The following is a 20,336-nucleotide window of genomic DNA, read 5'->3' on the forward strand; positions in this document are numbered from 1 at the left end:
GAGTCTGTCGATGCGTTCAAGCTTAGCCCTGATGTGTTGTGTTGCCAGTGTTTCGACAGCTCCGGCGGTGGCGGCGCCGCCGGCGGCCAAGCCGGTTGCGGAAGCCGCGCGCCTGAAGGCGGCGGCCCAGCGCGTGACCATCCTGCGCGACAAGTGGGGCATCCCCCACGTCTACGGCAAGACCGACGCCGACGCCGTGTTCGGCCTGATGTACGCGCAGGCCGAGGACGACTTCAAGCGGGTCGAGCTCAACTACATCAACGCCATGGGCCGGCTGGCCGAGGTCGAGGGCGAGGCCGAGCTGTATCGCGACCTGCGCATGAAGCTGTTCATCAATCCGGCGGACTTGCAGGCGCAGTACGCCAAAAGCCCGGTGTGGCTGAAGCAGCTGATGGTGGCCTACGCCGACGGCTTGAACTACTACCTGGCCACGCATCCGGACGTGAAGCCGGCGCTGATCACCCGCTTCGAGCCGTGGATGGCGCTCAGCTTCAGCGAAGGCAGCATCGGTGGCGACATCGAATCGGTGGACCTGAAGCCGTTGCAGGAGCTGTACGCCAACGGCGCCAGGCTGCCGCTGGCGGCGCCGGTGCTGCTGTCGGCGCGCGACGACGGTATCGACCTGGACAAGGAGCCGGGCGGCTCCAACGGTTTCGCCATCGCCCCGGCGCTGAGCAAGGACGGCCACGCGCTGCTGCTGATTAATCCGCACACCTCGTTCTACTTCCGTCCCGAAGTGCAGGTGCACAGCGAGCAGGGCCTGAACGCCTACGGCGCCGTGACCTGGGGCCAGTTCTTCGTCTACCAGGGCTTCAACGACCGGCTGGGCTGGATGCACACCTCCGGCGGCGGCGACGTCATCGACGAATACCTGGAGACCATCAGCGAGAAGGACGGCCAGTTCTACTACCAGTACGGCCAGGAGCAGCGGGCGTTGAAGGCGGTCGACATCACGTTGCCGTACAAGACGGCGGCCGGCATGGCCAGCAAGGTGGTCAAGGTCTACTACAGCCACCACGGCCCCATCGTGCGCGCCAGGGACGGCAAGTGGATCGCCGTGCGGCTGATGAACGAGCCGTTGAAGGCGCTGACGCAATCCTATATCCGCACCAAGGCGCGCAGCTACAAGGACTTCTACAAGGCGATGGAGCTGCGCACCAATTCGTCCAACAACACCGTGTACGCGGACGCGGACGGCAATATCGCTTACTTCCACGGGAACTTCATTCCCAAGCGCGATCCCAGGTTCGATTGGAAGCATCCGGTCGACGGCAGCGATCCGGCTACCGAATGGCAAGGCCTGCATGCGGTGAAAGACACCATCACGCTGTTCAATCCGAAGAACGGCTGGATACAGAACACCAACAACTGGCCGTACACGGCGGCCGGCGCGTACAGTCCCAAGGCGCGCGACTATCCGGCCTATATGTCGATGAATCCCGAAAACCCGCGCGGCATCCACGCGGTGCGGGTGCTGGAGAACAGGAAGAGCTTCACACTCGACAGCCTGATCGCCAGCGCCTACGACACGCAGCTGCCGGCCTTCGAGCCGCTGCTGCCGCAGCTGTTCGCGGCGTGGGATGAGCTGCCGGCGGGCGATGCGCTCAAGGCCGGGCTGGCGCCGCAGATCGCCGCGCTGCGCGGCTGGGACATGCGTTACTCGCTGGCGTCGGTGCCGACGTCGCTGGCGATCTTCTGGGCGCAGGACCTGTCGGCCACCTACGGCGCGGCGGCCAAGGCACGTGAGGTGCTGGTGCTCGACTACATCCAGGCCGCGATCACGCCGCAGCAGCGCTTGCAGGCGCTGGAGCGCGCGTCGGCCAAGCTGGCGGCGGACTTCGGCACATGGCAGACGCCGTGGGGCGAGATCAATCGCTTCCAGCGCCTGACCGGCGACATCGTCCAGCCTTTCGACGACAGCAAGCACAGTTTGCCAGTGGCGTTCGCGTCAGCCAACTGGGGTTCGCTGGCCGCGTTCGGGCCAACTTCGGGCATGACGTCCAAGCCCAAGACCAAAAAAATCTACGGCGAGCGTGGCAACAGCTTCGTGGCGGCGGTGGAGTTCGGGCCGCGCATCAAGGCGCGCAGCATCCTGGCGGGCGGGGAGAGCGGCAATCCGGCCTCGCCGCATTTCAGCGACCAGGCCGCGATGTACGCGCGCGGGGAATTCAAGGACGTGTTGTTCTACAAGGCGGACGTGGAAAAGCACCTGGAACGCAAATATCACCCAGGCGACTGAGGCGCGCCGCCGGGTAGGGCGTCGCCGATGGTCTTCGCCGGAGCGGAGCGCGCTTCCGCTTCGGCCGCTGCCGCCGCCAGCGCTGCCGCGGCGGCCCGCGCCGCCGGCGAGGCATAGCGGGTCTGCGACGCCACTGGCGCCGGCGGTGGAGCTGACGCCACGACGGGCGGGGCTTCCGGCTCCTTGCTCCACGCCAGATTCTCGACCTTGTTGTTGCGCGGGTTGCCGTCCTTGTGGCGCACCCACTTCAAGCCCGATGGATTGGGCAGGTGCGCTTCGGCCACCAGCTCGTGCACCAGGAACTCGCCGGTGCGGTTGCCGTTGCGCAGCTTGACCATCAAGCCGTCCGGCGTCACCTTGGGCCGCAGCGCCGTCACCTTGGGGCCGCCGGAGGCCAGCACGCGGCCATCCTTCGACACCTTGTAGAAGTCGCTGCCGGGCACCGGCTTGGCGCTGGCCACGCCGAGCGAGTACAGCGCGCCGATGGCCAGTACGCCGATGATGATTAAGAGGAATTCCATGAGGTCTCGGGCTGATTACGCGATTCCCGGATACTAGCACCTAAATCGCATCGAGCGAACGGCGAATATCGGCCCTTAAGTCCTCTATATCCTCGATTCCCACCGACAGCCGTATCAGGCCGTCGCCGATGCCCAGCTTTGCGCGCGTCGCCGGCGGGATGGTGGCGTGCGTCATCAGGGCCGGATGCTCGATCAGGCTTTCGACCCCGCCCAGGCTTTCGGCCAGCGCGAACACCGAGCAGCATTCCAGGAAGCGGCGCGCGCCCGGCAGGTCGGTCTTCAGGTCGATCGAGATGATGCCGCCGAAGCCGTCCATCTGGCGCTTGGCCAGTTCGTGCTGCGGGTGCGATTCCAGGCCGGGGTAGTAGACCTTGCGCACTTGCGGCTGCTGCTCCAGCCAGCGCGCCAGCTCCAGCGCGCTGCGGCAGTGGCGTTCCATGCGGATCGCCAGCGTCTTCACGCCGCGCAGCGCCAGGAAGCTGTCGAACGGGCCGGCGATGGCGCCCACCGAGTTTTGCAGAAAGCCGACCTGCTCGCACCATTCCTTCTGGTGCGGCTCGCCGCCCACCACGGCGATGCCGCCGATGATGTCGGAGTGGCCGTTCAGGTACTTGGTGGTCGAATGGACCACGATGTCGAAGCCGTGTTCCAGCGGCCGCTGCACCATCGGGCTGGCGAAGGTGTTGTCGGCCACGGCGATGATGCCGCGCTCGCGGCAGATCCTGGCGATCGCCTTCAGGTCGGCCAGCTTGAGCATCGGGTTGGTCGGCGTTTCGACCCACACCATCCTGGTTTCCGGCTTGATCGCGGCCAGCAGGTTTTCCGGCTTGGTCAGGTCGACGTAGCTGAAGTCGTGGCCCGCGCTGCGCCGGCGCACCCGCTCGAACAGGCGGTAGGTGCCGCCGTACATGTCGTCGCCGGCGATGATGTGCGAGCCGGCGTCGGCCAGTTCCAGCACCGTCGAGATCGCCGCCAGGCCGGAGGCGAAGGCGAAACCCTGGGCGCCGCCCTCCAGGTCGGCCACGCAGCGCTCCAGCGCCCAGCGGGTGGGGTTGTGCGAGCGGCCGTAGTCCAGGCCCTTGTGTACGCCGGGGCTGTCCTGCACGAAGGTGGAGGTGGCGTAGATCGGCGGCATGATGGCGCCGGTCGACGGGTCGGGCGCCTGACCGGCGTGGATCACGCGGGTGGCCAGGGCGGCTTTGTTTTGCTTGTTCAGATGTTGGTCGCTCAAGATAAAGTCCTTCTCAGGTGGTTCAGCAAATCGAAGCGGGTGATCAGGCCGTAGAAGGCGTCGCCGTCGGCCACCACGGCGGTCAGGCCGCGGTCCAGGGTGCTGCGCAGCGCCTGCACGCTGGCGCTGGGGTGCAGCGTTTCAAGGCGCGACGTCATGGTGGCGCCGACCAGGCTGGAAAACTGTTCCGCATGGTTGTCGACCTTGAGCAGCAGGTCCGATTCATCGATGATGCCGACCAGCTTGCCGTTCTCCAGCACCGGCAGCTGCGCCAGGTCGGCGCTGCGCATGCGGTTGAAGGCGATCAGCAGGGTGTCGGCGGGGGAGACGCTGACGACGTCGCCCTCGTCGTAGCGGCGGCCGATCAGGTCGCGCAGGTCGTGCAGCGGTTCGCGCCGCAGCAGGCCCTGGTCGCGCATCCAGCCGTCGTTGTAGACCTTGGACAGGTAGCGGGTGCCGGTGTCGCAGACGAAGGTGACCACGCGCTTGGGCGTGGTTTGCTCGCGGCAGTACTTGAGCGCGGCGGCCAGCAAGGTGCCGGTCGACGAGCCGCCCAGGATGCCTTCGGCGCGCAGCAGGCTGCGGGCGCTGTCGAAGCTTTCCTGGTCGGTGATGGTGTAGGCCTTGCGCACGCCGCTCAGGTCGGCGATCGAGGGAATGAAGTCTTCGCCTATGCCTTCCACCGCCCACGAGCCGCTGGTGTCGGACACGTGACCGGTGTTGACGTACTCGGTCAGGATCGAGCCCTTGGGATCGGCCAGCACGAATTCCACGTGCGGCGCGGCCTTGCGGAAGTAGTTGCTCAGTCCGGTCAAGGTGCCGGACGAGCCGACGCCGACCACGATGGCGTCGACCTCGTGGCCCATCTGGTCCCAGATCTCCGGGCCGGTGGTGGTTTCGTGCGCCAGCGGATTGGCCGGGTTGTTGAACTGGTCGGCGAGGAAGGAGCCCGGCAGCTCGCGCGCCAGGCGGGCGGCGTAGTCCTGGTAGTACTCGGGGTGGCCCTTGCCGACGTCGGAACGGGTGGTGCGCACTTCGGCGCCCAGCGCTTTCAGGTGCAGCACTTTTTCGGTCGACATCTTGTCCGGCACCACCAGCAGCACACGGTAGCCCTTGAGTCGGCCGACCAGCGCCAGGCCCAGTCCGGTGTTGCCGGCGGTGGCCTCGATGATGGTGCCGCCCGGTTTCAGCCGGCCGTCGGCCTCGGCCGCTTCGATGATGGACAGGCCGATGCGATCCTTGATCGAACCACCGGGGTTCTGCGATTCGAGCTTGAGGAACAGCTGGCAGGGGCCGGTGTCCAGGCGCGTGACCTGGACCAGTGGTGTGTTGCCGATGAGCTTAAACAATGCGGGGGTAGGCATGCGGTTCTCCTTGCGAACTGTGGGCACGGACGAATTGTGTTCGCTCGTGCTTTTTTGTAAAGAGCGGATGGTAGGCCGCTCTGTAGGCGCTGGAAAGGAATGTTTCCGAGTTTGTATATGCGAAAAAAATACCGGATTTACACTGCTGCTGGAAAAGCAAGTATGCTCCTTTTTCTGAAGGGGCGGTTTATAATCCCGCACTTCAAAAAGGGGTAGTAGTGGCTAAACTTTATTTCCGTTATTCTGCGATGAACGCAGGAAAATCCACTGCGATGCTGCAAGTGGCGCACAATTATGAAGAGCAGGGCCAGCAGGTGCGCCTGTTCACCGCCGCCATCGACAACCGTTACGGCGTGGGTCAGGTGACGTCGCGGCTGGGACCGCAGCGGCAGACGGAAGTGTTCGACGCCGGCACCAACTTCCTTGACCTGATCGACCAGAAGATCGCCTGCCTGTTGATCGACGAGGCGCAGTTCCTCAGCACGGTGCAGGTGCAGCAGTTGCACCAGCTGGCGCAGGTGCGCGGCATTCCCGTGATCACCTACGGCCTGCGCACGGACTTCCGCGGCGAGCCATTCCCCGGTTCGGCCTACCTGCTGGCGCTGTCCGACGATATTGAAGAGTTGAAGAATATTTGCAGTTGCGGCAAGAAGGCGACCATGAATATCCGGGTCGACCAGGATGGCAAGCGTATGAAGGAAGGCGAGCAGATCAGCATCGGCGGCAATGAGAGTTATCGCCAGGCTTGCGGGCGTTGCTTTTACACGGACAGTCATTAAACGTTAAAACCGGGAGTGCGGGCGATGTCGTTGAATTTGACCGATGTGCCTGCGCTGGATAACCGGCGCGTCAAGACCAGCGCCGAGGATGTGCTGATCGACCGCGTCGTGCCCGGCGAGATCCTGGTGATCGCCTTCGGCTTCGTGTCGTGGGAAACGCGGCCGGAGTTCGATTTCTTCGGCCGCTTGAAAAAGCTGGAGCAGGCCAGCGGACGCCATCTGAACAAGATCCTGGTGCGCGATTCCGGCAACAGTTGGTATCACCGCAGCATCGCTGGCCTGGGCGCGCACCCCGACGACACGGTGGCGCGGCTGCGGGCGCTGATCGCCGCGATCAAGCCGAGCAAGGTGGTCGCCATCGGGCAGTCGATGGGGGCTTACGCGGCCGTCATGTTTGGCCTGCTGCTCGACGTGCAGCAGGTGATCGCTTTCGGGCCGCTGTCCTTCCTCGATGTGCGACAGGCGCTGCTTTACAACGACCGTCGCTGGATCGCGGTGATGCGCGCGCTGCAACAGAATCCGCCGGCTTCGGGCTACTACGACCTGGCGGCGTTGCGGCGGGACAGGGCAGGCGGGCAGACCCATTTGCATATCGCGTTCGGCACCAAACCCGATCAACCCAACTCCACCGAGTCGGTCAACCTCGATGCGATGCATGCGCACCGGCTGGCGGCCGTGGGCAATTGCACGCTGTATCCGTTTCCGTATTCGGGCCACACGGTGGTGCAGCACTTGATCGACACCAAGCGGCTCAACGCGCTGCTGGCCGTCATCATCACCGGCGCCGAGCTGACTCCCGAGCCGGCAGCCATTGCGCCAGCGTTGCGGGCCTGGCTGGCAGAGAGCCTCAAGCTGGGCAGCACGCCGGTGGAACTGATCGACATCCTTCAGCAGCACGGTTTTTCGTACGACAGCAGCGTGGCGGCGGTGGCAGGCCCGCATGAGCACGCCGCGCACGACAACACATCGGGATTGACCTTCACAACCATCGTGGTATAGTTTTTGTACAAATTTGGTAACGTTTCCATTCTAATGTGGAAGCGCTTCCATATCTGTGCTGCGGTCCTTCATCACAAAAACCAATGGAGACTACATGAAGACGACACTGCATTACCGCGTCAAATGGTTGCTGGCCCTGGCGGGCTTGGCCGTCGCTGGCGCGGGCCACGCGCAAACCGCCTTGCCGGGCAAGCTGGAGGCGGAAAGCTACACCAGCATGACCGGCGTCGCGCTGGAAGCCACCACCGACACCGGCGGCGGCAGCGACGTCGGCTGGATCGACGCCAACGACAGCATGACCTACTCGGTCAACCCCGGCAGCGCCGGTTGGTACAACGTGCAGTACCGCGTGGCCTCGGCCACCGGCGGCGGGCAGGTGGTGCTGGCGCAAAACGGCAAGGCCATCGGCGAAACCACAACGCTGCCCAACACCGGCGGCTGGCAGAACTGGACCACCGTCAGCGCGCACGTGTTCCTGGCGGCAGGTCCGCAGAGCCTGACGGTGCAGGCGCGCGCCGGCGGCTTCAACCTCAACTGGATCAACTTCTCACCCGAGACCACCGGCGTGACGCTGCCGGCGATACGGCAGAACGGCAAGTTCTGGGTCGACAACGCCGGCAACCGCGTCAACCTGCGCGGCGTCAACCTGGGCAACTGGCTGGCGCTGGAAATGTGGATGATGAATAGCAACCTGTCCAACAACGGCGCCGGCATCGGCGACCAGTGCCATCTGGAGTCGGCGCTGTCGGGCCGCTTCGGCGCGGCGGAGAAGGAGCGGCTGATGTCGGTGTTCCGCGACAGCTGGATCAGCGGCCGCGACTTCGACCTGATGAAGGGCATGGGCATGAACGTGGTGCGCCTGCCTTTCCTGTACAGCCTGATCGAGGATGACGCCCATCCGTACACGCTGCGCCCCGACGCCTGGAAATACCTGGACTACGCCATCAACGAGGCCGAGAAGCGCGGCATGTACGTGATCCTCGACCTGCACGGCGCGGCCGGCGGCCAGGCGGCGGCCAGCGAGCAGCACGACGGCTGCGCCGGCGCGGCGGAAATGTGGACCAACACCACCTACCGCGACCGCACCAAATGGCTGTGGGACATGATCGCCAGCCGCTACAAGAACCGCAGCTCGGTCGCGGCCTACGACCTGCTCAACGAGCCGTGGGGCACCGACGCCACCACGCTTGCCAACTTTGCCTATGAGCTGTTCAACGTGGTGCGGGCCAAGGACGCCAACCACGTGATCCTGCTGCCTGGCCACAATTCCGGCATCGACGCCTATGGCAATCCGAACACGCGCGGCCTGAGCAACGTGGCGTTCTGGATGCACTTCTATCCCGGCCTGTGGGGATGGAACGAAGTGCAGGGCGCCACCGCCCAGGCCAATATGCATGCGACCTGGCTGCACTGCAATGCCAGCGGCACCGGCGAGAGCTGCGACTGGAACAACAAGCTGACCGCGCTGAACACGCCGTTCCTGATCGGCGAATTCCAGCCGTGGACGCTGACCGGCAGCTACGGCGGCCAGATCACCCGCAAGACCTACGACATCTACAATATGTATGGCTGGGCCGCGACCAGCTGGGCGTACAAGACGGTCAGCTACGGCGGCTCGAATGGCGATACGAACTCATGGGGCTGGGGCCTGGTCAGCAACAGCAGCAACGGCGGCGGCTTCGGCGCGCTGGACGTGGGCAGCGCCACCAACGCCGCCATCGAAAGCTACTTCCGCGGCTTCGGCACGCAGGCGCTGGTGCGCAACGAAAGCATCGCCTACTGGATGAACTGGAAGGCCGAGGCGGGCCAGCGCATCGAGGCCGAGATGTTCAGCAACCATAGCGGCATGCGCATGGAGACCACCACCGACACCGGCGGCGGCTTCAATGTCGGCAACATCGACACCAACGACTGGATGAGCTATCCGATCAACGTGCCAAAGACGGGCGGGTACAACCTGCAATTCCGCGTGGCCAGTCCGAACAACGGCGGCCAGCTGGTGCTGAGCAAGAACGCCACCGACCTGGCCGCGCTGGCGGTGCCCAACACCGGCGGCTGGCAGAACTGGACCACCATCACCGGCACGGTCTACCTGACGGCGGGCCAGCAAGACCTGGCGATCTTCGCCCGCGCCGGCGGCTGGAACATCAACTGGTGGTCGTTGACGGCGCAGTAGCGCTCGCGGCCGGTGCCGCGCCGCCGATGCGGCGCAGCACCGGCGTCTTGAACTCGAAGCGCTTGATCTCGCCGACCATCAGCACGTAGCACAGCACGGTGACGGCGGCGTTGGCGCCGACGAATACCAGCGCGCCGGCGAACGATCCGGTCTGCTGCAGGATGTAGCCGATGACGATCGGCGTGGTGATGCCGGCCGTGTTGCCGAAGGTATTGAACAGCGCGCCGCTCATGCCGCCCGCTTCCTTGGGCGAGGTATCGGCCACCACGGCCCAGCCGAGCGCGCCGATGCCCTTGCCGAAGAAGGCCAGCTACATCACCAGCACCACCAGCCAGTCGGCGTCGACGTAGTTACAGACGATCATAGCCATCGCCAGCAGCATGCCGCCGACGATGGGCGTCTTGCGCGCCATCGACAGCGAGGTGCCGGACTTGATCATGCGGTCCGAAATCACGCCGCCCAGCACGCCGCCGAGGAAGCCCGCCACCGCCGGCAGCGCGGCCACGAAGCCGGCCTTCAGGATCGTCATGTGGCGTTCGGTGACCAGGTAGACCGGGAACCAGGTCAGGAAGAAGTAGGTCAGCGTGTTGATACAGTACTGGCCGATGTAGACGCCCAGCAGCATGCGGTTGCCCAGCAGCTGGCGGATGCACGACCAGGTGTCGAGCTCGGTGGTGGCGACCGCCTTGTCCTTGCTTTCCAAATCCACCAGCGCGCCGCCGGCCTCGATGTAGGCCAGCTCGGCGGCGTTGATGCCAGGGTGGTCCTTCGGGCCGTAGACCGTCTTGCGCCAGATGAAGGCCATGACGATGCCCAGCCCGCCCATCACATAGAACACGCTTTCCCAGCCGAAGCTGTGGACCAGCCAGCCCATCAGTGGCGCGAACAGCACCGTGGCGAAATACTGGGCCGAGTTGAAGATGGCCGCCGCCGTGCCGCGTTCGGCGGTCGGGAACCAGGCCGAGGCCAGCCGGCTGTTGCCGGGGAAGGAGGGCGCTTCGGCGGCGCCGATCAGCAGGCGCAGGCAGAACAGCGTGGTCACAGCGGCGGCGCCGGTCAGGAAGCCGACGGTGCCCATCAACATGGTGAAACTGGACCACAGGAAGATGCTGAGAAAATAGGTGCGCTTGGAGCCGAAGCGGTCCAGCAGCCAGCCGCCCGGCAGCTGCGCCAGCACATAGGACCAGGCGAAGGCTGAAAACACAAAGCCCATCTGCACCGGCGACAGGCCGAGCAGCTTCTTCAGTTCCGGCCCGGCGATGGCGATGGTGGCGCGGTCGGCGTAGTTGATAGTGGTGACGGCGAACAGGATGGCGAGTATCAGCCAGCGTACCCGGCTCGCTTTTGTTGGATGCGGTGTCATGCGGTCTCCTTGCTATGGTGGTTTTTAAGCGATCATAACTTAGATGTCAGACATCGTACAACTATATTGTGCGCAATTGACGCCGCCCCGCCGCCGTGCGACGATGCGGCCATGAGCAGCCTGTTTGAATGTAGTACGCTCGCGCCGGCGTGGTTATGCCATCACCGCGACATTCTGTTGTACCTGGCGCCGTCGCTAGTGCTGGCGCTGCTGATCCGTGCCTTGTCGGCCCGGCATCCTTTCTTTTTTCTGTTCACCGTCGCCGGCACCATTTGCCACGAGCTGGCGCACTTCGTCGCCGGCCTGGTCACGTATGCGCGGCCGGCCGCCTTCACCGTCATACCGCGCCGGGTCGGGCAGGGTTGGGAGCTGGGATCGGTGCGCTTGACGCGGGTGCGCTGGTACAACGCGGCGCCGTCCGCGCTGGCGCCGTTTGTAGTGGTGCTGCTGCCGTTCGTGGTGGCGTGGTGGCGTACCCGGACCGGGCTGAATTTCCAGTGGATCGACCTGGCGCTGGCGTTTGCCGTGGCGCCGCAGTTCCTGGCCTGCTGGCCGTCGACGGTCGACTGGAAGATATCGCTGCGCTCCTGGCCTTACCTGCTGATCGCCGGCTTGCTGTGGTGGGCGGTGCCTTACTGGTGGCCGTTGCTGAACTCGATCTGACGGCCACCGGCCGCGCTTAGTGCTGGTGCGCGCTGTTCAATGCTTTGACGACGGCATCGACCGCCACCTTGCTGCGGACCTTGTTCGCGTCCTCAAACTCCAGCGTCAGCGGAACCTTGGCGCCGTCGGCCAGCGGTTGCGTCAACTGCATCAGCATCAAGTGATAGCCGCCGGGGGCGAGCTTGACCACCTGGCCTGCAGGTAGCGCCAGGCCATCGATCTGGCGCATGCTCATCATGTCGTTCACCATTTTCATCTCATGCACCTCGACCACGCCGGCCGCCGGCGAGCTGGCGCCGACCAGGCGGCTGTCCTTCACCGAGGTCAGCGTCATGAAGGCGCCGGTGGCTTTTTGCGAGGCCACGGTGCCGCGCACCCAGGCCTCGTTGACGGTGACTTGCGCAAAGGCGGGCAGGGCGGCGAGGAGCATCAGGTAGATCATGCGTTTCATGAGAATAATCCTTTCAGGAAGCTGGTTTCTTTTTTAGGTTGCATCAGTGTGCGCAGATCGGCTGCGCATTGCTGGGCGGTTTGTTCGTGCTTGAAGGCGAGGCGGATCTTGCCGGTGGCGTCGAACACATAGGTGATGGCCGTGTGGTCCATCGTGTAGGAACTGCCGCTGGGGACTTTGCGATAGAATATCTTGAAGTCCTTGGCCGCCTTGGCGGTTTGCGCCGCGTCGCCGCGCAGGCCGACAAAGGCCGGATCGAAGGCGCGCATGTATTCGGCCAGCAGCGCGGCGCTGTCGCGCTCCGGATCGACGGTGACGAAGACCACTTGCAGCTTGTCGCCATCGGCGCCCAGCAGCTTCTTGACCTCGACCGCGCGCGACAAGGCGGTCGGGCAGACGTCCGGGCATTGTGTGAAGCCGAAGAACAGCAGCACGTATTTGCCCTTGTAGTCTTGCAGCGAGGCGGGCTTGCCGTCGCCGTAGGACAGGCGGAAGTCCGGACCGATGCTGCTGCCGGTGATGTCGATGCCGGTGTAGGCCGGCGGCGCGGCATGCGCGGCCAACGGCAATGCGGCCGCAGTGGCCGTCGCGGCCAGCGCGGTAAGTAGGGTACGGCGTTGCATGGTTAATCCTGTGAGTCGTTGATCAGGCGCACGCCAGCCGTCGCCGGAGGGGCGCGGCTGCATGCGGTTTACAGGGACGTCAGGACAGGGCGGGCGGTCCGCGCGGCTGCGCGCTCGACCAGTTGAACAGCGGGGTGGGGGATTGGTAGTGCAGTGCCGGATAGGCGTCGTGGCCGCGCAGCACGGCGAGCAGGCTGGCCGGCGCCGGCGGTGGCGCGTAGGTGTCGGCATGGGTGGCGCAGAACACGCAGTGCTTGAGCGCGTGCGTCGACGTGTCGCCCGGCGCCGGCTTGGCCGGCGTGGCGCTGCAAACCTCCACCGCCAGCGGATCGCGCGCCAGCGTGGCCATCGCATGGCCGATCGCCGGGGCGAGCAGGTTCAGCAATATCGCAATGCATACGATCAGGCTGTGGCCGCGCCGGTGCTTCAGAAATTTACCCATGCCGGAATTATAGGGCAAATAATTAACTTCCATCCGCAACGGATATGCCATTAGTTTCTTCGCGGAAATCAATGTGGCGATGAAAGTGCGGCGGGCGCCATTTCAGTCCTGCTTAAGCTTGGGCAGGGACACTGCAAACTCCCAGCGCCGCAGGGCAGCCTATCCTGTAGAATGGAACGGCAGGCAGGAGCACTGCGCGCGACGATTAATTGATAACACTACGTTTCGGAGTAAGCCGATGAAGAAGCAAATACTGTTAGTGGCCGTGTTGGCGGCGCTGTCAGTGCAGGCCGGCGCGGCCGTGCCAGAAAAAGCGGCGGCGGAGACCGTACTCAAACCCCAGCCGGGCCAAGCCCAGGCGGCCGTCTGGGCCTCGCGGGTTCTGACCAAACTGCATTACAAATCCACTCCGTTAGACGATGCGATGTCGGAAAAGATCTTCGACCGCTATTTCAAATCGCTGGATTCGGAAAAACTATTCTTCACCCAGGCCGACCTCGACCAGTACGCCATCGTGCGCACCCGCCTGGATGACGCCATCACCGGCGAGAACCTCAGCGTGCCGTTCGCCATCTACAACCAGTACCAGCAGCGCTTCAACGAGCGCATCGCCTACGCCCGCGAACTGCTCAAGACCAAGCCCGATTTCTCGCTCGACGAGAGCTACCAGTACGACCGCGAGAAGGCAGAGTGGGTCAAGAGCGACGCTGAAATGAAGGAACTGTGGCGCAAGCGCGTCAAGAACGACTGGCTGCGCCTGAAGCTGGCCGGCAAGGACGACAAGGGCATCCGCGACACGCTCGACAAGCGCTACGAGAACTACGTCAGCCGCTCGCGCAAGCTGACCAATGAAGACGTGTTCCAGATCTTCATGAACGCCTACGCCATGTCGATCGAGCCGCACACCAACTACCTGGGCCCGCGCGCGGCGGAAAACTTCGACATCGCCATGCGCCTGTCGCTCGAAGGCATCGGCTGCGTGCTGCAAACCCGTGACGAATACACGGTGGTGCGCGAAGTCGTGCCGGGCAGCCCGGCCGGACTGTCGGGCAAGATCAAGGTCGGCGACAAGATCCTCGGCGTGGCCAAGGACGACAAATCGCCGATGACCGAAGTGCTGGGCTGGCGCATCGACGACGTGGTCGCGCTGATCCGCGGCCCGAAAGACTCCACCGTGCGCCTGGACATCCAGCCGGTCGACGCCGGCGTCGACGGCAAGCACACCACCATCTCGCTGGTGCGCAAGAAGATCAGCATGGAAGAGCAGTCGGCCAAGAAGTCCATCCTGGAAGTCAAGGACGGCACGGCCAAGCGCCGCATCGGCGTGATCTCGCTGCCGACCTTCTACCAGGACTTCGAAGCCAGCCGCAAGGGCGACAAGGAGTACAAGAGCGCCACCCGCGACGTGGCTCGCCTGTTGGGCGAGCTGAAGAAGGAAAAAGTCGACAACGTACTGATCGACCTGCGCAACAACGGCGGCGGCTCGCTGTCCGAGGCGGTGCAGCTGACCGGCCTGTTCATCGACAAGGGCCCGGTGGTGCAGCAGCGCACCGGCGACAACAAGATCGAAGTCGAAAGCGACACCAACGCCGGCATGGCCTGGGACGGTCCGCTGGGCGTGCTGATCAACCGCGGTTCGGCCTCGGCCTCCGAGATCTTCGCGGCAGCGATCCAGGACTACGGCCGTGGCGTCATCATCGGCGAGCCGAGCTTCGGCAAGGGCACGGTGCAAACCATCTTCGGCCTGGACCGCTTCGCCCAGAACGACAAGGTGCACTACGGCGAGCTGAAGATGACCATCGCCCAGTTCTTCCGCATCAACGGCGGCACCACGCAGCTGCGCGGCGTCACGCCGGACATCAAGCTGCCGACCATGGGCGATTCGGACACCTTCGGCGAATCGAGCTACGACAATGCCTTGCCGTGGACCTCGATCGCGCCGGCGCCGTACATCCCGACCGGCGACCTGAAGGACATCCTGCCGCTGCTGGACAAGAAGCACGAGGCGCGCGTGGCCAAGGACAAGGACTTCCAGTACCTGTCCGAGGACATCGCCCTGGTGAAGAAGCAGCGCAAGGACAACCTGATCTCGCTCAACGAGACCCTGCGCCGCAAGGAGCGTGACACCCAGGAAGCACGCGCCAAGCTGCGCGAGGCGCGTCTGCTGTCGACCACCCTGGGCGCGGACGATCCGGTGCTGCTGCCTGATCCGAAGGACGCGTTGAACAAGGCGATCTCCGCCAAGCCGGCCAACGGCAAGGCGGCGCCATCGCCGAAAGTGGCGGCGGTCAAGGGCGCGCTGCGCACCGACGACGGCCTGCAAGGCGACGAGCGCTCGCTGACGGCCGAGCTGGACGCGGAAAAAGCCGCCAAGGCCGCCAAGGACGTGCTGCTGAACGAAGCGGTCCACATCCTGGCCGACGAGGTGGGCTTCCTGAAAACCGACACCCGCATGGCCTCGCGCGTGCTGCCGTACGCGGTGGACGCCAGCAAATAAGCTGTCGCTCCCGATTAAGCCCCGTGTAGTTTGCGGGGCTTTTTTTCGAGTTATTCACAGCGGAAATCACTGCTATTGCCAATATAAATTGGATCTATATGCCGCGATGCAGCATCATTCACCTGTCTCCTCTATCTCCTCCAAGGAAATAGACTTAGCCCGCTCCCGCAGCGGGCTTTTTTTTGGTCTTTGCGGTTGAAATAACTATCGATTTAATAGTATTAATTAAGTATACCAATGGTCGTGTCCGGAATATAGTGATTAAACCTCAACTGTTCCAGGAGACACCAGAATGTATCCAACTCAAACCCCGGCCCGCATCTTGCTGCTGGCTTTGCCTTTGATGGCTGGCGCCGCCGTCGCCGGTACCACGCTGACGCGCGACAACGGCGCCCCGGTCGGCGACAACCAGAACTCCCAAACGGCCGGCCCCAACGGTCCGGTACTGCTGCAGGATGTACAGCTGATCCAGAAGCTGCAACGCTTCGACCGCGAACGGGCGCCGGAGCGGGTGGTGCATGCGCGCGGCACCGGCGCCTACGGCGTGTTCGTGGCGGAGCAGGACCTGTCCGCGCTGACCCGCGCCGCCGTGTTCCGTCCGGGCACGCAGACGCCGGTGTTCGTGCGCTTTTCCAGCGTCATCCACGGCAACCACTCGCCGGAAACGCTGCGCGATCCGCGCGGCTTCGGCACCAAGTTCTACACCAGCGAGGGGAACTGGGATTTGGTCGGCAACAACCTGCCGGTGTTCTTCATCCGCGACGCCATCAAGTTCCCGGACATGGTGCATTCGCTCAAGCCTGCGCCCGACAGCAATATCCAGGACCCGAACCGTTACTTCGATTTCTTCTCGCACCAGCCGGAAGCGACCCATATGCTGACGCGCGTGTATTCGGACTTCGGCACGCCGGCCAGCTACCGCGAAATGGACGGCAACAGCGTGCACGCCTATAAATTCGTCAACACCCAGGGCCAGGTCCACTACGTGAAATTCCATTGGAAGAGCCTGCAAGGCCAGAAGACCCTGAGCGCCAAGGAGGCGACGGCCATCCAGGCCACCGATTTCAACCACTTGACCCGCGACCTGATCGGCGCCATCCAGCAAGGCAAGTTCCCGCGCTGGGAGCTGTACATCCAGACGCTGACGCCGGCGCAACTGGCGGCGCTGGACTTCGACGGGCTGGACGCGACCAAGACCTGGCCGGGCGTGCCGGAAGTGAAGGTGGGCAGCATGACGCTGAACAAGAACCCGGACAATGTGTTCCTGGAAACCGAGCAGTCGGCGCTGGCGCCGTCCAACCTGGTGCCCGGCATCGAGGCGTCCGAGGACCGCCTGCTGCAGGGCCGCCTGTTCTCGTATGCCGACACCCAGCTGCACCGGATCGGCGCCAACGCCCTGCAATTGCCGGTCAACCGTCCGCGCAACGTGGCCGCCAACTACAACCAGGATGGCGCGCAGAACGGCGGCAGCCGCAAAGGCGACGTGAACTACCAGCCGAGCGAGCACGCGGAGCTGGCCGACGATGCGCAATACAAGTCCAGCCAGCTGCCCTTGAGCGGCGCCACCCAGCAGGCCCGCATCGCCAGGACGCAGAATTTCAAGCAGGCCGGGGAGTTCTATCGATCGCTGAGTGCGCCGCAGCAGGCCAACCTGGTCGCCAACCTGGCGGGCGACCTGGGGCAGGTGAAGGATGAGAGCGTGAAATACACCATGCTGTCCTACTTCCAGAAAGCCGACGCCGGCTATGGCCGCGCGCTGGCCGCCGCGCTGCGGGCGGATGACGCCCGCGTCGCGCAACTGGCGGGCCAGCTGCGCGACTGACGCGGCGCTTGCCGGTAGCCGCCGCCCCGAAGATCGGTTAAGATATTTTCTTTCGATCAACGTTTAGGCGTGCGCAACATGACTCCTACCCAATTCAAGTTAATCGCCGCCGCCCTGGCCCTGGGTGGCGCCTTGGGCGGGGGCGGGGCGGCCTACTTCCTGACCCACCGGCCCGGCGCCGACACCGGCGCCGAGGTGGCGCGGCCGTCGGCCTTGAAGGGCACGCAGCCGCACTGGCGCGCGCGCGTCACCGCCATCGCCGGCGACGGCATGCCGGGCGCGAACAACGGCCGCGGCCGCGGCGCCCGTTTCGCCGACCCGTTCGGCGTGGTCGTGGACGGCGCCGGCAACCTGTATGTGGCCGACGGCGGCAACAACAACAGCATCCGCAAGATCGCCCAGGACGGCGCCACCACCACCCTGGCCGGCGCGGTCGAAGGCTATGCGGAAGGGGCGGGCAAGGCGGCCGCCTTCCACACCCCGTCCGGCCTGGCGATCGACGCCGCCGGCAACCTCTACGTGGCCGACACCGGCAACAACGCCATCCGCAAGGTCACGCCCGACGGCGTGGTCAGCACGCTGGCCGGCGACGGCCTGCCGGGCGACAAGGACGGCCGTGGCGCGGCCGCCCAGTTCAACGGCCCGGTCGGCGTCGCGGTGGACGCCGCCGGCGTGGTCTACGTGGCCGACACCTACAACGACCGCATCCGCCGCATCGCCGCCAACGGCGAGGTCACCACCATCGCCGGCGGCGGCCGCGCGGGCGATGCCGACGGCGCCGGCGCGCAAGCGCTGTTCAGCACGCCCACCGGCCTGGCGCTCAGCGCCGCCGGCGAGCTGTACATCGCCGACACCGGCAACCACGCGATCCGCAAGCTGGCCAAGGATGGCAGCGTCAGCACCGTGGTCCAGGCCAAGGACGGCTCGGTGTCGCCGCTGCTGCAATCGCCGGTCGGGCTGGCGATGACGCCGGACGGCTACCTCTACGTGAGCAGCAACGCCCACGGCCGCCTGGCGCAGGTCACCCCGGCCGGCGAAGTGCTGACGCTGGAAGACGCCGACCACCCGCCGCAACCGGGCTACGGCTCCGACGGCAGCGTGCGCTTCTACGCACCGCGCGGCCTGGCGCTGGCCAGGGACGGCTCGCTGTTCGTCACCGACGCCGCCACCTTCCGCCTGCACCACGTGGCCCTGGCGCTGGCCGGCGAACCGGCCGCGCCGGAGCTGCCCTTGTCCGGCACGCCGGCCCACGGCGCCACGATGCTGTGGCCGGTCAAGCCGCAGGACAAGCCGCACGAAGTGGTCGGCCTGATGGGCGAGGTGCGCGGCAACTTCGACGGCGAAAGCCGCGACCATTTCCATTCCGGGCTCGACGTCCAGGCCGCCATCGGCACGCCGGTGCTGGCCGTCACCGCCGGCAAGATCAGCGATCCCAGCGCCAGCTGGGGCTACGGCGAACTGTCCGAAGGCGTGGCGCTCGATGGCCTGCAATACATCCACCTGCGCGTCGGCCGCGGCGCCAACGACAAGCCGCTCGATCCGCGCTTCCAGTTGTTGAAGGATGAAAAAGGCGTGCCGTCCGCCGTGCGCGTCAAGCGCGGCACCCGTTTCCTGGTGGGCGAAACGCTGGGCACCGTCAACCGCATGGCGCACGTGCACCTGGACTACAAGCCGAACGGCGACGCCCTCAATCCGCTGACGCTGCCCTTCATCGACCTGGAAGACACGATCGCGCCGCAGATCCAGTCCATCGCGCTGGCCGACAGCAGCGGCAAGCTGCTCAAGGAGAAGGCCGACGGCCGCCTGCTCGTCCCGCGCGCCTTGGGCGAAGTGCAGATCGTGGTCGACGCCTTCGACCAGATGAACGGCAACCAGGCGCGCCGCCGCCTCGGCTTGTACAAGCTGGGCTACCAGCTGCTGAACGCCGACGGCGAGATCATCCCCGGCATGGAAGAGCCGCTGATCACCCAGCTGTACGACCGCCTGCCGCGCAACCGCGACGCGGTCAAGCTGGCCTACGCTGCCACCAGCGGCATCACCGTCCACGGCGCGGCGGAAACGCGCTTTTCCTACGCCATCAACAACACGCTCATCCACGGCAAGCTGACGCCGGGCGGCTGGAAGGTCGGCGCCCTCGGCCCCGGCAACTACACGCTGCGCATCACGGCCGAGGACTACGCCGGCAACGCCGCCAGCAAGGGGCGCGATCTGTTGATCACCGTAGACTGAGCTACTTTCAGGAAAACGCTATACAATTGCCTTAAAAATAATTGAGGCATTTATGCAATTGCTGTTTCCGTTGCTGGGCTCGGAGATCCTGACCGCGCTCGCCATGCTGTATCTGATGCTGGGCATGGCGTCGCTGGGCGTCGGCGTCAAGCTGCGCGCGCGGCCGCACAGCCAGTTGCGGGCGCAGGTCAACGCCTGGTGGTGGATCTTCCCGGTGGTCACCGTCAGCCTGCTGCTGCACCCGCTGGGCGCCACGCTGCTGGCGGCGCTGATCGGCCTGCTGGCCTTGCGCGAGCTGGCGCCGTTCGGCGCGCGCGGCTTCGCGCTGCCGGCCGCCGCCGTGTTCGGCAGCGCGCTATTCCTGCCTTCGACTGTGGCGCTGGTGGCGCTGCCGGCGGCCATCGCGGTGGCCGGCGCAATCTTCTGGCGCGGCCGCAGCCGGCCAGCGCTGGTTTGGCTGCTGTGGCTGGTGCTGTGCTACAGCTGCCGCTTCCTGCCGCTCTACGACAGCCTGCCGCTGGAGCCGCATCTGCGGCTGGCGTGGCTGTTCTACCTCTACGTGCTGACCGCGCTGAACGACGTCGCGCAATTCATCAGCGGCACCATCTTCGGCCGCCACCGCATCGCGCCCGGCATCAGCCCCAATAAAACCTGGCAGGGACTGGCCGGCGGCGTGATGGTCACCAGCGCGCTGTCGCTGACGCTGGGCCGCCACCTGCACCTGGCCGACGCCGCGCATCTGGCGGGCTTCGCCTTGCTGCTGTCGCTGGGCGGCTTCTGCGGCGACCTGATGTTCTCGGCCGCCAAGCGGGTGCTGGGCGTCAAGGATTTCTCGCAACTGATACCCGGCCACGGCGGCATCCTCGATCGCGTTGACAGCCTGGTCGTCACTGCGCCGCTGCTGTATTTCCTCATCACTCATCTCCTGGGAAACTAA

15 protein-coding genes and 1 pseudogene are annotated in these 20,336 nt (G+C 65.2%); 9 read left to right on the forward strand and 7 right to left on the reverse strand.

The features are described from left to right. Positions 1-10 precede the first annotated feature (10 nt). Positions 11-2,239, forward strand: coding sequence for an acylase (locus KVP70_RS20665; protein WP_217944049.1), 2,229 nt, complete (start codon positions 11-13; stop codon positions 2,237-2,239). Here KVP70_RS20665 and KVP70_RS20670 read toward each other — a convergent pair. Genes KVP70_RS20670 through KVP70_RS20680 form a run of 3 tightly spaced genes read right to left on the reverse strand, consistent with a single transcriptional unit; the run spans position 2,224 to position 5,355 of the window. After that, complete coding sequence (locus KVP70_RS20670; RefSeq protein WP_217944050.1) at positions 2,224-2,760, reverse strand: HNH endonuclease; 537 nt, start codon at positions 2,758-2,760, stop codon at positions 2,224-2,226. The two genes, KVP70_RS20665 and KVP70_RS20670, sit on opposite strands and share 16 nt — an antisense overlap. Before the next feature lie 40 nt (positions 2,761-2,800). After that, the gene (locus tag KVP70_RS20675; protein WP_217944191.1) at positions 2,801-3,976 is read right to left on the reverse strand and encodes a trans-sulfuration enzyme family protein; all 1,176 of its coding nucleotides are present in this window, start codon (positions 3,974-3,976) and stop codon (positions 2,801-2,803) included. 11 nt (positions 3,977-3,987) lie between these two features. Then, positions 3,988-5,355 (reverse strand): pyridoxal-phosphate dependent enzyme, encoded by a 1,368-nt coding sequence (locus KVP70_RS20680; RefSeq protein ID WP_217944051.1) that lies wholly within the window; start codon positions 5,353-5,355, stop codon positions 3,988-3,990. Between the two features lie 218 nt (positions 5,356-5,573). On the opposite strand from KVP70_RS20680, the gene KVP70_RS20685 reads away from it, so the two are divergent. The 3 genes from KVP70_RS20685 to KVP70_RS20695 all read left to right on the forward strand — a co-directional run bounded on the left by KVP70_RS20685 (position 5,574) and on the right by KVP70_RS20695 (position 9,309). After that, the gene (locus tag KVP70_RS20685; RefSeq protein WP_217944052.1) at positions 5,574-6,134 is read left to right on the forward strand and encodes a thymidine kinase; all 561 of its coding nucleotides are present in this window, start codon (positions 5,574-5,576) and stop codon (positions 6,132-6,134) included. Between the two features lie 24 nt (positions 6,135-6,158). Next, positions 6,159-7,133 carry an alpha/beta fold hydrolase gene (locus KVP70_RS20690; RefSeq protein WP_229224969.1) on the forward strand — a complete coding sequence of 325 codons (975 nt, stop codon included), beginning with the start codon at positions 6,159-6,161 and terminating at the stop codon, positions 7,131-7,133. 94 nt (positions 7,134-7,227) lie between these two features. Continuing rightward, positions 7,228-9,309, forward strand: a complete 2,082-nt coding sequence (locus KVP70_RS20695) for a carbohydrate-binding protein (protein WP_217944053.1) — start codon at positions 7,228-7,230, stop codon at positions 9,307-9,309. On the opposite strand, the pseudogene KVP70_RS20700 reads toward KVP70_RS20695, so the two are convergent. Continuing rightward, positions 9,281-10,672: pseudogene (locus KVP70_RS20700) on the reverse strand (MFS transporter). The gene KVP70_RS20695 and the pseudogene KVP70_RS20700 overlap by 29 nt on opposite strands. Positions 10,673-10,783: 111 nt before the next feature. Here KVP70_RS20700 and KVP70_RS20705 point away from each other — a divergent pair. Further along, positions 10,784-11,335: a hypothetical protein gene (locus KVP70_RS20705; protein WP_217944054.1), complete on the forward strand. Its 552-nt coding sequence runs from the start codon at positions 10,784-10,786 to the stop codon at positions 11,333-11,335. Positions 11,336-11,351: 16 nt separating this feature from the next. On the opposite strand, the gene KVP70_RS20710 is transcribed toward KVP70_RS20705, so the two are convergent. From KVP70_RS20710 to KVP70_RS20720, 3 genes are all read right to left on the reverse strand, one after another. Then, positions 11,352-11,786 (reverse strand): copper chaperone PCu(A)C, encoded by a 435-nt coding sequence (locus KVP70_RS20710; protein WP_217944055.1) that lies wholly within the window; start codon positions 11,784-11,786, stop codon positions 11,352-11,354. After that, a complete protein-coding gene (locus KVP70_RS20715; protein WP_217944056.1) occupies positions 11,783-12,409 on the reverse strand; it encodes an SCO family protein in 627 nt (208 codons plus the stop codon). Before KVP70_RS20715 ends, KVP70_RS20710 begins: the two co-directional genes overlap by 4 nt. Before the next feature lie 79 nt (positions 12,410-12,488). Further along, entirely contained in the window at positions 12,489-12,851 is a 363-nt protein-coding gene (locus tag KVP70_RS20720; protein ID WP_217944057.1) for a DUF2946 domain-containing protein, read from the reverse strand. A gap of 238 nt (positions 12,852-13,089) precedes the next feature. Here KVP70_RS20720 and KVP70_RS20725 point away from each other — a divergent pair, with 238 nt between their 5' ends. The 4 genes from KVP70_RS20725 to KVP70_RS20740 all read left to right on the forward strand — a co-directional run bounded on the left by KVP70_RS20725 (position 13,090) and on the right by KVP70_RS20740 (position 20,336). Next, positions 13,090-15,348, forward strand: coding sequence for a carboxy terminal-processing peptidase (locus KVP70_RS20725; RefSeq protein WP_217944058.1), 2,259 nt, complete (start codon positions 13,090-13,092; stop codon positions 15,346-15,348). Between the two features lie 343 nt (positions 15,349-15,691). Beyond that, positions 15,692-17,170, forward strand: a complete 1,479-nt coding sequence (locus KVP70_RS20730) for a catalase (protein WP_217944192.1) — start codon at positions 15,692-15,694, stop codon at positions 17,168-17,170. A 78-nt stretch (positions 17,171-17,248) separates the two neighbouring features. Beyond that, complete coding sequence (locus tag KVP70_RS20735) at positions 17,249-19,399, forward strand: gluconolaconase (RefSeq protein WP_229224970.1); 2,151 nt, start codon at positions 17,249-17,251, stop codon at positions 19,397-19,399. 52 nt (positions 19,400-19,451) lie between these two features. Next, positions 19,452-20,336 carry a phosphatidate cytidylyltransferase gene (locus KVP70_RS20740; protein WP_217944060.1) on the forward strand — a complete coding sequence of 295 codons (885 nt, stop codon included), beginning with the start codon at positions 19,452-19,454 and terminating at the stop codon, positions 20,334-20,336.

The organism is Duganella violaceipulchra, from assembly GCF_019166075.1.
GTDB classification, from domain to species: domain Bacteria; phylum Pseudomonadota; class Gammaproteobacteria; order Burkholderiales; family Burkholderiaceae_D; genus Rugamonas; species Rugamonas violaceipulchra.

Excerpts from the sequence above, each read along its gene's own strand:
- KVP70_RS20665 (WP_217944049.1), top strand. The coding sequence starts at position 11 with ATGCGTTCAAGCTTAGCCCTGATGTGTTGTGTTGCCAGTGTTTCGACA.
- KVP70_RS20670 (WP_217944050.1), bottom strand. The coding sequence starts at position 2,760 with ATGGAATTCCTCTTAATCATCATCGGCGTACTGGCCATCGGCGCGCTG.
- KVP70_RS20680 (WP_217944051.1), bottom strand. The coding sequence starts at position 5,355 with ATGCCTACCCCCGCATTGTTTAAGCTCATCGGCAACACACCACTGGTC.
- KVP70_RS20690 (WP_229224969.1), top strand. The coding sequence starts at position 6,159 with ATGTCGTTGAATTTGACCGATGTGCCTGCGCTGGATAACCGGCGCGTC.
- KVP70_RS20695 (WP_217944053.1), top strand. The coding sequence starts at position 7,228 with ATGAAGACGACACTGCATTACCGCGTCAAATGGTTGCTGGCCCTGGCG.
- KVP70_RS20705 (WP_217944054.1), top strand. The coding sequence starts at position 10,784 with ATGAGCAGCCTGTTTGAATGTAGTACGCTCGCGCCGGCGTGGTTATGC.
- KVP70_RS20710 (WP_217944055.1), bottom strand. The coding sequence starts at position 11,786 with ATGAAACGCATGATCTACCTGATGCTCCTCGCCGCCCTGCCCGCCTTT.
- KVP70_RS20715 (WP_217944056.1), bottom strand. The coding sequence starts at position 12,409 with ATGCAACGCCGTACCCTACTTACCGCGCTGGCCGCGACGGCCACTGCG.
- KVP70_RS20720 (WP_217944057.1), bottom strand. The coding sequence starts at position 12,851 with ATGGGTAAATTTCTGAAGCACCGGCGCGGCCACAGCCTGATCGTATGC.
- KVP70_RS20725 (WP_217944058.1), top strand. The coding sequence starts at position 13,090 with ATGAAGAAGCAAATACTGTTAGTGGCCGTGTTGGCGGCGCTGTCAGTG.
- KVP70_RS20730 (WP_217944192.1), top strand. The coding sequence starts at position 15,692 with ATGGCTGGCGCCGCCGTCGCCGGTACCACGCTGACGCGCGACAACGGC.
- KVP70_RS20735 (WP_229224970.1), top strand. The coding sequence starts at position 17,249 with ATGACTCCTACCCAATTCAAGTTAATCGCCGCCGCCCTGGCCCTGGGT.
- KVP70_RS20740 (WP_217944060.1), top strand. The coding sequence starts at position 19,452 with ATGCAATTGCTGTTTCCGTTGCTGGGCTCGGAGATCCTGACCGCGCTC.